The 13,564-nt window shown below is 39.0% G+C and carries 11 protein-coding genes; 6 read left to right on the top strand and 5 right to left on the bottom strand.

The window, feature by feature from the left end; translation table 11 throughout:
- Positions 1–508: 508 nt before the first annotated feature.
- Complete coding sequence (locus tag CALSC_RS26510) at positions 509–655, top strand: hypothetical protein (protein ID WP_159460629.1); 147 nt, start codon at positions 509–511, stop codon at positions 653–655.
- A 466-nt stretch (positions 656–1,121) separates the two neighbouring features.
- Here the strand turns inward: CALSC_RS26510 and CALSC_RS14680 are convergent, their stop codons facing one another.
- Positions 1,122–1,328 carry a hypothetical protein gene (locus CALSC_RS14680; RefSeq protein WP_088242068.1) on the bottom strand — a complete coding sequence of 69 codons (207 nt, stop codon included), beginning with the start codon at positions 1,326–1,328 and terminating at the stop codon, positions 1,122–1,124.
- A gap of 200 nt (positions 1,329–1,528) precedes the next feature.
- On the opposite strand from CALSC_RS14680, the gene mnmE reads away from it, so the two are divergent.
- A complete protein-coding gene (gene mnmE, locus CALSC_RS14675; RefSeq protein ID WP_088242070.1) occupies positions 1,529–2,923 on the top strand; it encodes a tRNA uridine-5-carboxymethylaminomethyl(34) synthesis GTPase MnmE in 1,395 nt (464 codons plus the stop codon).
- A gap of 111 nt (positions 2,924–3,034) precedes the next feature.
- On the opposite strand, the gene CALSC_RS14670 is transcribed toward mnmE, so the two are convergent.
- A complete protein-coding gene (locus tag CALSC_RS14670; RefSeq protein WP_088242067.1) occupies positions 3,035–4,822 on the bottom strand; it encodes a DUF3685 domain-containing protein in 1,788 nt (595 codons plus the stop codon).
- Between the two features lie 14 nt (positions 4,823–4,836).
- Complete coding sequence (locus CALSC_RS14665; protein WP_088242066.1) at positions 4,837–5,865, bottom strand: bleomycin resistance protein; 1,029 nt, start codon at positions 5,863–5,865, stop codon at positions 4,837–4,839.
- Between the two features lie 927 nt (positions 5,866–6,792).
- Between CALSC_RS14665 and CALSC_RS14660 the strand changes: the two genes are divergently transcribed.
- The 4 genes from CALSC_RS14660 to CALSC_RS14640 all read left to right on the top strand — a co-directional run bounded on the left by CALSC_RS14660 (position 6,793) and on the right by CALSC_RS14640 (position 11,147).
- Positions 6,793–7,920 (top strand): RRXRR domain-containing protein, encoded by a 1,128-nt coding sequence (locus CALSC_RS14660; protein WP_235006796.1) that lies wholly within the window; start codon positions 6,793–6,795, stop codon positions 7,918–7,920.
- 236 nt (positions 7,921–8,156) lie between these two features.
- Positions 8,157–8,564, top strand: a complete 408-nt coding sequence (locus CALSC_RS14655) for a hypothetical protein (RefSeq protein ID WP_088242065.1) — start codon at positions 8,157–8,159, stop codon at positions 8,562–8,564.
- A 4-nt stretch (positions 8,565–8,568) separates the two neighbouring features.
- Positions 8,569–9,834: a glutamate-5-semialdehyde dehydrogenase gene (locus CALSC_RS14650; RefSeq protein ID WP_088242064.1), complete on the top strand. Its 1,266-nt coding sequence runs from the start codon at positions 8,569–8,571 to the stop codon at positions 9,832–9,834.
- Between the two features lie 608 nt (positions 9,835–10,442).
- Entirely contained in the window at positions 10,443–11,147 is a 705-nt protein-coding gene (locus CALSC_RS14640; protein ID WP_088242062.1) for an ATP-dependent Zn protease, read from the top strand.
- 139 nt (positions 11,148–11,286) lie between these two features.
- Here CALSC_RS14640 and CALSC_RS14635 read toward each other — a convergent pair whose 3' ends face one another.
- Positions 11,287–12,303 (bottom strand): GGDEF domain-containing protein, encoded by a 1,017-nt coding sequence (locus CALSC_RS14635; RefSeq protein WP_088242061.1) that lies wholly within the window; start codon positions 12,301–12,303, stop codon positions 11,287–11,289.
- Between the two features lie 764 nt (positions 12,304–13,067).
- Positions 13,068–13,262 (bottom strand): heavy-metal-associated domain-containing protein, encoded by a 195-nt coding sequence (locus tag CALSC_RS14630; RefSeq protein ID WP_088242060.1) that lies wholly within the window; start codon positions 13,260–13,262, stop codon positions 13,068–13,070.
- Positions 13,263–13,564: the final 302 nt, after the last annotated feature.

Raw genomic sequence — 13,564 nt, 5'->3', positions numbered from 1 at the left:
ACTCGGCGTTCGCTTATTTTGAAACTCTAAGTTGAATTAAAGCCTTAATTTAAAAGGAAAAAGGCGATTCCTAAGTAAGCGGTTATTTAGAAGTAATATTTGAAACTTTAATAAAAAGCCTCCAGAAGCGCCTATTTAAGACGTAGGGAGGTCTAAATCATAAAAATGGCTAAAACCTTGTAAGAGCCAAAAATGCCTGAATTGACGGCATATCCTAGATCATAAGCTTTGTAAGGCTTAATTAAATTTTCGGTTCAAAAATGAGCGAACGGACAGTAATTAAATTTCACTCCTACAAAATAAGCGAACGCACAGTTATTACTTATTACTTCTCTATTTTTCAGTCCCTAGGAGTTTTGTTAAAATAAAAAGCGCCAGGGAATACGGTGCAAAAGCTGGCGCTTATAGTGTGTTCTTTTGTGGAACATAATTGTAATTAAAGAGTTGGTTCGAGGGTAGAGGGTTGACACCCCTCATACTATTTTAGCTAAAGAAAAAAGATAACTATTTGCAATTTGTTAGGTGTGCGATCACAGAAAAACTAAAGCACGATCGCAATAACTTGGAAGAAGAAGCCCTAGCCACAAAGACTCTTAAGAAAGCGATCGCATTTGTAGTGATCATGGAGAGAGCGATCGCACTGTACCCAATATAAAATATCCAGGGTTACATTTCGATTGAGGTGCGGAGGCGACAAATGGAAGAGGGGAATGCTACTTAGTTATTAATGTGACTTAAAAATAATTAATTTAGTTTATTTTTTACGTGTCATATTGGCATATTTATTGTTATTTAATAAGGGTTTTACCCCTTTATATCGTCATTTAATGTAGTATCAAAAATGACTTAAACTTGGTTGAGGTATTTATTATTTTGGGTAGCTAAAATGGCTTGTTTTGTTAAGTGGTTTCGAAGGAAAATCGCTTTATAATCAAGAGGGATACAATCAGTCAAAATCTTCACCACATAAGGCTTAGCAGAATTTGTTCCCAATAGTACATAAGTTTTATGCTGTCAACTTTAAGCAGAGAAGCATCTACGACGACTAACACCTCGCCGTAGATAACCTTGAGAATCTCCCTAGTGTTCACCTAGGAGAATATCAAAACATTTGTACCAATTTAATTATCTTCTGGAAACACCCATTTTGGTGGTTCAGTCATTTTCTTGAGTCTAGCAGCTTCCGCCATTTCTAGCATTTTGTCCAAGGAAGTATCTTGAATAAACTGGGATGCAGCTTCCCTATACTTGATATTGGGACATTTATCTCCCAAAACGCAACCGTTAACACAGGCTTCCTGACAATTGATTTTGATGTTCTCCTCCATGCAAACCTCCTTTGTTGGGATATCTTCGGGAAAACAGCAGACAGCACCGGCTGCTAGGCAAAAATACTTTGTGAGCCTAGTTAAATAGTAATATCATTTGCATTGTTACTAACTTGAGAGTGCAAAATCTGTACAGGATTGACTAAACAGATACTGTGTCAAATCCTGATTACAACCCAAAGCCCAAAATCCAAAACTTCATGTCAGAAATCTTTGCTACTACAGGAACCATCGCCGCGATCGCAACTGCAATTGTCCCCCAACAGGGTAGTGTAGGTATTGTGCGGGTATCTGGTGCAGAAGCGATGCAAGTTGCCAAAACCCTCTTCCATGCACCAGGAAAGCAAGTGTGGTCATCTCACCGCATTCTTTATGGCTATGTCCGCCATCCCCAAACAAAGAAATTAATCGATGAGGCGTTGTTGCTGATTATGCAAGCACCCCGCTCTTATACCAGGGAAGATGTGGTAGAATTCCATTGCCACGGGGGAATTATCGCAGTCCAGCAGGTTTTGCAACTATGTTTGCAGTCTGGAGCAAGACTGGCACAACCAGGAGAATTTACCCTCCGCGCCTTTCTCAATGGACGACTGGATTTAACCCAAGCGGAAAGTATTAGTGATTTGGTAGGGGCGAAGTCTCCCCAAGCAGCACAATTCGCCTTAGCTGGTTTGCAAGGTAAGTTAGCCCATCCCATCCGTCAGCTACGTGCTAGTTGTTTAGATATTTTGGCAGAGGTTGAGGCGCGGATTGATTTTGAGGAAGACTTATCTCCGCTGGATGATAAAAGGATAGTATCACAAATTGAGTCAATTGCCACAGAAATTACTCAACTTTTGGCAACCGCCGATCAAGGTGAACTGCTCCGCACGGGGTTAAAGGTGGCAATTGTGGGACAGCCCAATGTGGGTAAATCTAGTTTGTTAAATGCTTGGAGTCGTAGTGACAGAGCCATTGTCACCGATTTACCTGGAACTACCAGGGATGTGGTGGAATCCCAGTTAGTTGTGGCTGGGATTCCCATTCAAGTACTGGATACTGCGGGGATTAGGGAAACAGAAGACCAGGTAGAAAAGATTGGCGTGGAGCGATCGCGCCGTGCTGCGAATGCTGCTGATTTGGTCTTATTTACCATTGATGCCTCCCAAGGATGGACAAGGGCAGATGAGGAAATTTACGCCCAGGTCAACCATCATCCGTTAATTCTGGTCGTCAATAAAATTGACCTTGTAGACGATATGCAAATAAATATGCTGCAATCTCAAATTAAACAGATAAAATCCCAAATTTTTACCGCAGCAGCACAAAATCAGGGTATTGATGGGTTAGAAACAGCAATTTTACAAACTGTACGCCAGGGGAAAGCCCAAGCCGCAGATATGGATTTAGCCATTAACCAAAGGCAACAAGCTGCGCTGGTAAAAGCTAAAACATCTTTGTCACAGGTACAAGCAACTATTAACGAGCAGTTACCCTTAGATTTCTGGACAATTGACTTGCGGGGTGCGATTCATGCTTTAGGGGAAATTACTGGTGAGGAGGTAACAGAATCTGTGCTTGATCGGATATTTAGTAAGTTTTGTATTGGCAAATAATAAGTAGGTAGGTGTTGAAAGTAGGGAGTGGGGAGTCGGGAATCGGGAGTCGGGAGTTGGGAGTTGGGAATGGTGGTGACATTTTTTCATCGGGACTGCCTTCTGTCTTCTTCAATTACCTCGTTCTTTATCTCGTCGCCAATTTTTATCTGGTAAGGATGCATTGCCAATACCTTGTAAAATTCCCCGTCCAATTAAGCCGATTGCTCGACCAACTACTTTAGTCAAAACAAACACCACACCGCTACCTAGGAAAGATACTAAAGATTGTAACCGAGGAGCGATCGCATCCCGAAATTCTAACACCAAAGTAAATGTTAGAGGAATACCTGTAAGTTGGGCTAATTCATCATTCCGATGGGCATAAATTGATGTTTTAGCAATACCGCGAGGTGCAAAGACAAATATTTCATAACGGCTTTCAAAAATTTCTTGGGGCTCTTTAATATAATTTTTCAGTCTATATTTCCAAGATAAATCATTTCTAATTCTTTCAATCTCCCTAGTAGAGGCTAAGGTTTGATTATAATAATTCTGCTTAATATAATTGATATCTGCTAGATTATTTAACAAAGGTTGAATAATACTATTTGCTACTTGAATTAAGAGATTTTCTAGTAGCATACAGCCACGCTCTTTAGCTTCATTACTATATGAAGAGTATGATCTGTTATCAACTATTAACTTATTCTGAAAGATTAAATAAGCAAACAACTCTAAAACCAAGGGAATTTTATTTAAAATCTCCCTTTGCACTACTTCCCTATCTTGTAGTAAGAAATTGACAATTTCTATTTCTTGATTATCTACATTAATCCGCGAAAACTTGCCAAAAAAATCAGTCATAGCGGCTTGCCATAAGTCCACCAAACTAACTTGATAAACTGATGATAATTGATTCATCTCAATGTGCGACTCTCTCAATTCATCCAGAACATCAGCTAATTTTTGCAAAATAAGATAAAGTATTTCCCGTTTTTTATCGTCCCGTAAAATATCTATTTCTAGTGGCGAATCAGTGATATTTTCTAAACTAAATTGCAATTTATTGACTACAGAAGCGAATAATTCTGATTGTAATGCTCTAGGACTCAATAAAGAGGGTGCATTGGTAGATGTTTGAGGGAATTCTGATGAATTAATCTCACCTCTATCAGGAACAATTGTTGGCAATTGTAACTGTTGTGCATCTATTTCTGGAGTTTGCTGTCGTTGTTTTCTTTCTTGGGATGATGTCAAGAAAAATTGCATTAGTTTCCGTGCTGCAATTAATTCCCGTTGCCTTCCTGCTAAAATTGCCTTTTCAATTATAGGTTGTCCGGGAACTTGCAACTTTTTGGTTACCTGTACCAAATTACCATTAATATAGTCAATTGCTGACAGTCGCAGATTACGTTGTAACTGAGCAAAAGAGTTTAATTCCTCCACCGAAACCACTGCTGCTGATACTTCAGTTGATAATAAATTTTCTTCCCTACACCAATAGCCATTCCCTGCTGTTACCTGTTCAATAGCTGTGACTAATTCTGGGATGGGAGTCCCTTTAGGACAGTAGCCATCGACACCAGCATTTTTGGCAGCTAAAAGCAAACCTGACTCTTGAATAGCAGTAAATAAAAATAGGTAGAGATGGGGATATTGAGCTTTTAGCTGTTTACAGAGCAATATACCCAACTGCTGACTCGATAGGGAGTGACCATTACCTAATTCTAAAATTACCAGATTTATTCCCTCTGGATCGATTTGAGATAATTCAGTTAAAACTTGTAGGGCAAAAGTATCAGATTCTACCGCATTCACCACTTCTATCTCAGGAAATTCCTCTAAAGCTACCTGTAGTCCCAAGCGGAAAATAGGATCTTGGTCAATTAATAATAATTTTAGTGGGCGATCGCTCATAATCTGCTCATAAATTAACCTTCCAATAATGTCCAGAAATAACCATCTGGAGCGACAAAGGAAAAACTCATCTCAGCAAATTCATTCACAGCAATAGCAGTAAATTTTTGCACAGAACTAGCCAGAATTTTATCAAAATATGTATTCAATCCCCTGACTCGGTAAGTATACAAACAAATTCCTAAACTCCCAGGTTGGGCAAAACTAAACTGTGATTCTAGGTTGATTGCTTCCGGAAAGCGGATAATATATAGTCTGCCGCTACGTGCTGCCATAAAGTTACTCTGGGATGAGCGAGGATCGTCAAAAGCGGTGACAAAAAACTTTTCCCCTGGTTTGAGGTCAAAAATTTCCCTCCCAGCCAGAGAAGATTCGTAGCTAGTTTCCACATCATCCCGCGATCGCAATAAGCCTAAAATTTGTTCGTAAAATTTCAGTATTTCTTTGCTGTCATCTTGGACTACCATCCCCATATGGGTAAATTGACTAGTCCGCATGAGAGAAGTAGGATGAATTTGTCCGTAGTTGGGGATAGTATAACCAAATCTTTGAAACAACACCTGTCGCGCTAGGGGTTGTAGCATTAACATTTCTCTGACCCCACACAAGCGATCGCTAAAAGGACGACTTTTTTGTTGTTTGTTGTAAATAATTTCCCAGTGGGGGTAGGTATTCTTAATTTTCCAGCCAGCAGCTTTCGCTTCCTGAATGTGATTGAGTATATTCAAAATATCCCCAGTTAAACTTGTCCCCCAGCGATTACCTTTGATTTTCATAGAACCCATACCTAATCCTTGATTAGTGGGTTTTTGCCAAATCATCAGTCGAATTAAACCATGATCGGCATTTTGATGGTACATACGTACCGAACGTAAGGCAGAGTTTACACCATATAATTGTTGTGCTGCCGTTGCTGATAGTTCCCCTTCTTGAGCAATACGATAGCCAAATTGCTCCCAATATTGAATTGCTGCAACTGCATCTGGAACACCAATACATACTTCGTAAATACCCTCTATTGCAGTTTTCTGTTCCAGATTCATAGGCTATTGCAAATTAAGAATTATGAGTTACGTTTAATGGAAATTAAGTGCTGAAACCATTGTAATTACGTTGATAATGCCAAAACCATGATTTTGGAAAAATCTCAAAACCCTTATGGGAAAAGAGACGTTTTTAATTCACATCAGGCGTGAGTTTTAGATTTTAAGACTAAATTAATGGCAACTGCGATCGCCCAATTTCTACCAATTATTATATGCTGTTCATCGCCCCTTAAAGCTAAAGCTGATCACCCAATCGAGAATATCCGCATTTTTTTGAGTATAGAATAATATTTCCTACACCTCATACCCCCTTGATCAATCACAAGTTCAAATTAATGTTTAATTGCCAACAAAAAAATATACTTAAAATTTATACTGAGAATATTGACAAAATCTGGGGTAAGAAACATGATTTTGAAACAGGCAAGTCTCACCTGGAGGAGCTAGCCTCACCCCAAATTTTCCATAGGTAATTTATTCTCGCCCTAAAATCGATAGAATTAATGATTAAGTGCTACAACAACTTAGTGCAACTATTTTCCCCACCCTAGTGTCATATAGATAAATTCCCTAAAATGTTTGATATATTCAGGTTTTTGAGTACAGTTAAGCTTTTATGACTAAAATGGAGCCAAAATATATGTCAACTACCCCTACCTGCCTAAGGGCTGAGGTAGGGGCTTGCAAGAACCAGGTTGCAACGTAAGAGATGACTAGCCCAGTAGCCATTACCTAATACGGACTTCCGAATGTTTCCCTAGTTCGGATTATTTCCAAACCTACTGGTTGTAGGTGCTTGACGCCAGTCGCCCCAAGTCGGGGAACCCGCCCAAGGCGCTGGCTCCAGAAAGGACATTTTGGTAATGGTGGGCTAAGGGACTTAATTACTTACACGCCACTCTGCACAAGTCGGGGAACCCGCCCATGCAGTTGGCTCACGAAAGGATTATCTCTATGATTCGTGTCCCGGTATTAGACAAAAACGGCAAGCCACTCATGCCAACAAAAGCTAGTCGTGCTAGACGTTGGCTCAAAGAAGGCAAAGCCAAGATTGTACACAACGACCTGAATGTTTTTTGTATTCAACTATTAGTAGAACCATCTGGTCAAAAAAAGCAACCAATTGCTTTAGGACTAGACCCTGGTAAAAAGTTTACGGGTGTTGGTGTGCAATCTGCCAAGTTTACTTTGTTTATGGCGCATCTAATTCTGCCATTTCCAAATGTTACGAAAAAGATGTCAGGGCGGCTGATTCTACGACGCGCTAGGCGAGGTAGACGCATAAATCGCAAAATGGCATTTCATAAAAGAGCGCACCGTCAAAAACGTTTCGATAATCGTAAGCAGAACAAATTACCACCTAGTATTCGAGCTAACAAAGAATTAGAGTTACGCATTACCAAGGAGTTGGTAAAACTATTTCCCGTGACTCAAATTACCTACGAATACGTTAAAGCTAAAGGTGATAAGGGGTTTAGCCCGGTAATGGTTGGGCAGAAAGTCATGTTGCAATGGCTAGAAAAAATTGCCCCAACAAATAAACACTCAGGCTGGCAGACTTCAACACTAAGACAACAGTTAGGGTTGACTAAAGACAAGAAAAATAAGGAGAAACAAGCTCCTAAAACCCATGCCCATGATGGAATTGCCCTGGCTGCAAGTAACTTCATGCAGTTCGAGAAATTTCAAACCCCTAACACTCGCGGGCATCGTTGGGTGGGAGAAGTCGTAGTTACATCTGCGCCATTTCGTGTTGTAGCACGTCCAAGAGTGTTTCGTCGTCAACTCCACTTTGAGAATCCAGTCAAAGATGTACCAGGTCACAGAAAACGAAAAGGCGGGACAGTGACACCATTTGGTTTTCGTTCTGGCGATTTGGTAAAAGCAGAGAAAGGGGGCAAAGCGTATATCGGCTGGATTGGTGGTTACACCCAAACAATCAAAACCAAGAACGTCTCAGTCTATGACCACAATTGGCACAGACTTGGACAATTTAGCCCGTCAAAAGTTCAACTCCTCAAAAGAAGTACACGATTATGCGTAACATCCTGAATCATTGGACGACTCCGCTCCTCCGTCCTCCCCCTATCCCTCCCCAGGCTACTCCACTTCCTTTCGTTGAGCCTGGGGACTCCTGCAAAATAGTTGAGGGTTAACCATCACCCCCAGCAACTAATTGTTATCAAAAAGCATTATTGAGAATATTGTATTCTAACCAAACCATTTGACCGAGGATTCTGCTCTCGCAGCTAGCTGTGAATAAATTATCTGAAATTATCAGAACGCTTGTGCAATCTAAAAAAGCTGACAAAATAGACTTGAATAAGGAATACCCTTGTCCCTGTCGTCGACGAGGTAAATTAATTCCCATCATACTGACAGAAGCATTTGGCTGCGATCGCTGTCAGCAAATTTTTGTGCTTGAAGATCATGGTCATGCATTAGAACAACTTTCCACGACCTATCCTTATAAGCGAGCTTGGCGGTGGAATGGTTCTAATTGGCAGGTAGTTCGTTCTCGATTAGGAGAAAGCTATATGCCAGTGGCTCTTGGTATTATTTTCGTGCTAGTGATTATATGGTTACCATTAGCACTACAATTAGCCAATGGCTACAACATCATCGCTTGGGCATTGGTAGCGTTACTTTTGGCTGTTCTGCCAGCACTTATGGTCTGGTTTACTTACAGGCGTTAACTCGATGACAGTGGATGCTTTTGACGTTCGTCCGGAAATAATTACTAGTGCTCAGCGTGCTTACCATGCTGCTTTTAATTTGGGCATTGCTAAGGGAAGCAATCGCAGTAAAGCCGTGTTGGCAATGGCAGAAGCACTAAAAAATTCTTTTGATGAGATTCTAGAAGCCAATACTTTGGATCTAGAAGCTAGTCGAGAAATGGCTGTACCAGAATTAATTTTAGATTGGCTGAAGCTAACTCCAAACCGTTTAGAAACAACTGTAGAAATTTTACAGAGGTTAGGGGAGCTATCAGATCCCCTGCGACGGGTGAGAAGTGCTGATTATCAATTGCAAGATTCCCAAACATATTCACAGTTAATGCCTTTGGGTGTCATTGCCTTAATTTATGAAGCATTCCCCGAAATGGCAGCGATCGCAGCAGGTTTATGTATAAAAACTGGTAACAGTATTATTCTCAAAGGCAGTACGGAAGCCAGTCATTCCAATGCCGCAATTGGCAATGCTCTATCAATGGCTGTAAGCTCAGCTGGTCTCCCACCAGGTAGTTTAGAGTTAATTACTTCAGAAGATTGTGCTTCTGTACGTGATTTAGTTACTCAAGATCGATATATCAATTTAATTATTCCCTACGGACGTTCTAGTTTAATTCAACAGGTAGTCAGGCAGTCCACTTGCCCTGTTCTTAAATCATCTATGGGTAACTGTTACCTTTACTGGTCACCTAATGGTAGTGTGGAGACAGTTAGTTGGATGATTGGCGATAGCCACGCCAGCGAACCCGATCCAGTAAATGCCATCGAAAAAATACTGATTCATCGCCGAGCTTCGCCATCTTCCATCGCAAGATTGTGTAACTATTTACAAGATAAAGGGTTCTATTTGCGGGGAGATGCGGAATTAGTAGAGACTTTTCCTCAATTGCAATTGGTTAAAGATAATGAGTGGGGATGCGCCTATTTAAATAATACGGTGGCTTTGAAATTAATAGATAATTTAGAAGATGCGATCGCCTGGATTAATCAATATAGTAGCGGTCATGCTGATAGCATTGTTACAGACTCCTACCAAGAAAGTCGTCAATTTGCCCTAGGTGTAAATAGTGCTTCCACATATATCAATGCTTCACCGCGTTTTTCCCGCAATCCTTCCCGTGGTGATTCTGTATTTCTAGGTATGTCTAATCAAAAAGGAAATCGTCGAGGGTTAATTAGTTTGGAGAGTTTAACTACTGTAAAGCATATTGTTCAAGGTAACGGAAGATTCTAAACTGACAAATAATCAATAATTGTGCCGCCATGCATAAGCATAAGGGGCAATTATTGATTTCTTGATGCAGTCGCTCATGGGGAAAAACCCTTTCTGCACGCTACATCGCTATTTCAATCCCCCAGATTTATCAGTGGGTTCAATCCAAAATCCAAAATCCAAAATCCAAAATCCAAAATCCAAAATTAAATGACTCAATCATCTGCCAATGGGTAATCAGACATATTTATCAGCATATCAATTACTTCCTGGTGTTTTTGATGAAAATTCAACAATTCTAAATAAGCGAATGGAACTATTAAAGGCCAGAGTATACTAGCCAGGATTAAAAAAAACCCATTAAATATTGGTTGCTCTAATTTACTGTGTTCATCTGACTGCAAAAAAAATAGCCATTTCCGAAAAAAACACACTATCATCAACAAGTAAACTGTGATTGCACTATATATGAATATATTTTGCGACATAATTTTGCCATATAATTTTGTTTGTCAATCAATGTAGCCTACCCTGAAAAAAAACTGCGATACATCTCTCATGTTATTTATATATATAGCATTTGCTTTAGGAAAGTTCCTAAGTTATTTTAGTACATAAATAGTTTTCTGATGAGCCAAAATAGCCTCAATTTAATTGCAATATCTATCTTTTTGATGACCTTTTCCATTCTGTTGGGTCCATTAATCCATTTGTCTCCTACAATACCTGCACTAGTTACTTTTACTCTTTTAGCTATTGCCACTGTTGATACTCTTAGCTGGCAAAATCAAGGAACTACACTACTGTTAGACTGGATAGCTAATTTTTCTCCTAAACACAGAGAAAGGATTATTCACCATGAAGCTGGTCACTTTCTTGTGGCTCATTTATTAGAGTTTAATATCATCAATTATACCCTGAATAATTGGGAGGCAATGCAGCAAAATCAATCTGGACAGGGAGGAGTAACCGTTGATGATCATCAATTAACTTCTCAATTGCAGCAAGGTAATTTAAATAATCACATCCTAGATCGATACTGCACTATTTGGATGGCGGGTATTGTGGCAGAAAAACTGGTTTTTAATGATGCTATAGGTGGGTTAGATGATCAACAAAAATTGGCAGCTATTTTGCAAGGTTTAGGATTTTCAGAGTTAGCATATACACAAAAAAAGAGATTCCATGCACTACAAGCACAAAACTTGATCCAAGAAAATTGGTCAGCATATCAAGCCTTAGTAAATGCTATGGGTCAACGTCTATCCGTATCAGAATGTATAGAAGTTATTGATCAGTGCCGTCTGCCAAAATATGGAGTTACTACTAAATAACACATTTTACACCCTTATATAAAGGCTATTACCTAAACAATAAAAATGTGTTTGTTTCGTTTGTGGGGAGGGGGCTAATACTTTTGACTTTAGATATGAGGTCAATCCAAAATCCAAAATCCAAAATAGTTTGATTCTCTTAAGAAGACATGACCTCCAGATGGGGAGTATGGCATATGTGACGGTCATAACTGATTACACGATTGCGTCCACTAGATTTTGCTTGTAGTAAGTACTTATCGGCACGATCCAACAGACTAACACCGTTTTTATCATCTTCAAGCTGTAAGCAAGACATACCTAAACTAATGGTAATATTTATTGCTAGTTTATTATTAATAGCAAATGGTTGTTCAGAGACTATGCGATTGAGACGATTAGCTACTACTAGTGCTTCGTGACAACTTGTATTGCTCAGAAGAATCACAAATTCTTCACCACCATAACGGAAAGGAGTGTCCTGGAAGCGCAGATTATGTCGAATACGGGTGCACATCAATTGTAATAGGCGATCGCCTACCAAATGTCCGTAGGTATCATTAACACTCTTAAAGTAGTCCACATCTAAAATAATCAAACTTAATGGAGTGTTATTGCTACGAGCCTTGTGGATTTGTCGGGGTAAATCCCATTCCAAAGCACGACGATTGTTGAGTTCTGTTAAAGAATCTGCTAAAGCTATGGCTGATAATAAATCATTGGTGCGAATCAGATCCCGATACTTTTGTGCTTTGCGTATACCTACAGTTAGTTGAGCCAATAATAAGCAATGATTAGTATTAGTATTGCTAGTGGTTATTTCTGGTATTTGCCAGATATAAGCATCTGCTCCTTGTTGGAGTGCAGCAGCATTCATTTCTATTTCCCATTCCCAGTTCCCTTGGGCTTTTAGAGAAATCATTTCGGGACGCTCCTCCAACAAAATACAATGTATCCAAGATAGGTTGGTTTGGTCTTTTAGCCAGCAGCATAGTTCCATGCTGCCATCTAAACTAGCCTGTACAAGGACTATATCCGGAGGATTCACTTGAATCTGAGATACTGCTTGATTAAGATTAGCGATCGCTTCTAAATTAAAAGTATTTGTATCATGGATCTGATCTGGAAGTGTAGTCAGAAAATGGTCACTTCCAAAGACCAGAATAGAAATATTCATTGTTGTATGTTGTGCCTTATCGTAACTGCTTTGGGTATAAACTTAAATAAAATATTTAGGTACTCTCTATTAGGAATGAATGTTCAAAATAAAGACCTATTCTTCCTTAAGTATTTATATACCTATAATTAAAACCTCCATAAATATACTGAAAGAATTAATGATAGGTTCTATGATTGGAGTTCTAAACATTTTCACCACCTATCAGCACTTAGTTAAATTACAGTAGTTACCCCTTAAATTTCTGATAACTAATGTCTGTCCTGACATTATTCATTTCAAACAGTAGAAATACTGAATATTTTGTCTCAGTATAAAAGTGTGACTGTAATTTCCAGTAATGGCAGTATGATTGGAATGTCATCAGTTCCCACGCATTACAATATTACCAGGAAAAATTTTCACCTTTTGCAACAGGGAATATTCTGTAATAATTTCGGTATATTTACACCCTGAAATGGCACCCTGAAAATTTTCTGATCAGTATAATCCGAAGCAATTCATAATACTGACAAAATTTACATACTGTAACTCAGGTCAATCCCTAAAATTAGCCATAGACAGACTGGGCTTTGAAAACCTAGAAAATACGCTCAATAAATTAGTACGTAAATATAGCGTTCACATCACAACATCAATGAGTTGGCTGCTGGAATTATCTTTTCAAGTTACTAATTTTATTTGTCAGTAAATTTACATAGAAGGCGATTCACAATGAGAAAAAAATGATATCCGAATACTGAGAAATATTTTCCCATAAAAAACTATTCAATCTGATATCCAGCATTGATGATTGCCTGTTTAATATTTTCAAGGGATACTGTAGATTCTACTGTAACAATTTTAGTGGGCACATCTACCTGGATTTTGGCGCTAGGTTCCAGTGCCAGGAGGGATTCAGTAATTGTGTCAGCACATCCCTGGCAGGCAATATCAGGAACTTTCAATTTAAAAGTCATAAGTCTGTGGTTTTCTTCTAACTTAAGTCAGCTGAGGTCGAGGAAAAATTCAGTATCTTTATGGATAAAGTTTAATCTCTCATAGGAGTAGGTGAGGGGAATTGTGCCACTATATAAAGCTGCACACAGTAACTTCAGATTAACTTGAGGTTAACCTCAAGTTAATTTTATCAAAATTTCACAATAAACTGACCTTGAATTTCCTTGTCAAAGTATGAAATTAACTATTGGGGGTGGAAAAAGTATGAATTAACGGCCAAAAGTCTTGATCATATTTTTGATTGACTTTAAACTCATAACTG

The organism is Calothrix rhizosoleniae SC01 (genome assembly GCF_900185595.1).
Lineage (GTDB): Bacteria > Cyanobacteriota > Cyanobacteriia > Cyanobacteriales > Nostocaceae > Calothrix_A > Calothrix_A rhizosoleniae.
Note: the sequence above shows the minus strand (reverse complement) of the source record. Positions and strands in the feature narration are given on the sequence as shown.

Bases quoted from the DNA above. Each gene is read 5' to 3' on its own strand.
- CALSC_RS14630 (WP_088242060.1), bottom strand. From the start codon at position 13,262: ATGACTTTTAAATTGAAAGTTCCTGATATTGCCTGCCAGGGATGTGCT.
- CALSC_RS14635 (WP_088242061.1), bottom strand. From the start codon at position 12,303: ATGAATATTTCTATTCTGGTCTTTGGAAGTGACCATTTTCTGACTACA.
- CALSC_RS14680 (WP_088242068.1), bottom strand. From the start codon at position 1,328: ATGGAGGAGAACATCAAAATCAATTGTCAGGAAGCCTGTGTTAACGGT.
- CALSC_RS14670 (WP_088242067.1), bottom strand. From the start codon at position 4,822: ATGAGCGATCGCCCACTAAAATTATTATTAATTGACCAAGATCCTATT.
- CALSC_RS14665 (WP_088242066.1), bottom strand. From the start codon at position 5,865: ATGAATCTGGAACAGAAAACTGCAATAGAGGGTATTTACGAAGTATGT.
- CALSC_RS14640 (WP_088242062.1), top strand. From the start codon at position 10,443: ATGAGCCAAAATAGCCTCAATTTAATTGCAATATCTATCTTTTTGATG.
- CALSC_RS14650 (WP_088242064.1), top strand. From the start codon at position 8,569: ATGACAGTGGATGCTTTTGACGTTCGTCCGGAAATAATTACTAGTGCT.
- CALSC_RS14660 (WP_235006796.1), top strand. From the start codon at position 6,793: ATGCAGTTGGCTCACGAAAGGATTATCTCTATGATTCGTGTCCCGGTA.
- mnmE (WP_088242070.1), top strand. From the start codon at position 1,529: ATGTCAGAAATCTTTGCTACTACAGGAACCATCGCCGCGATCGCAACT.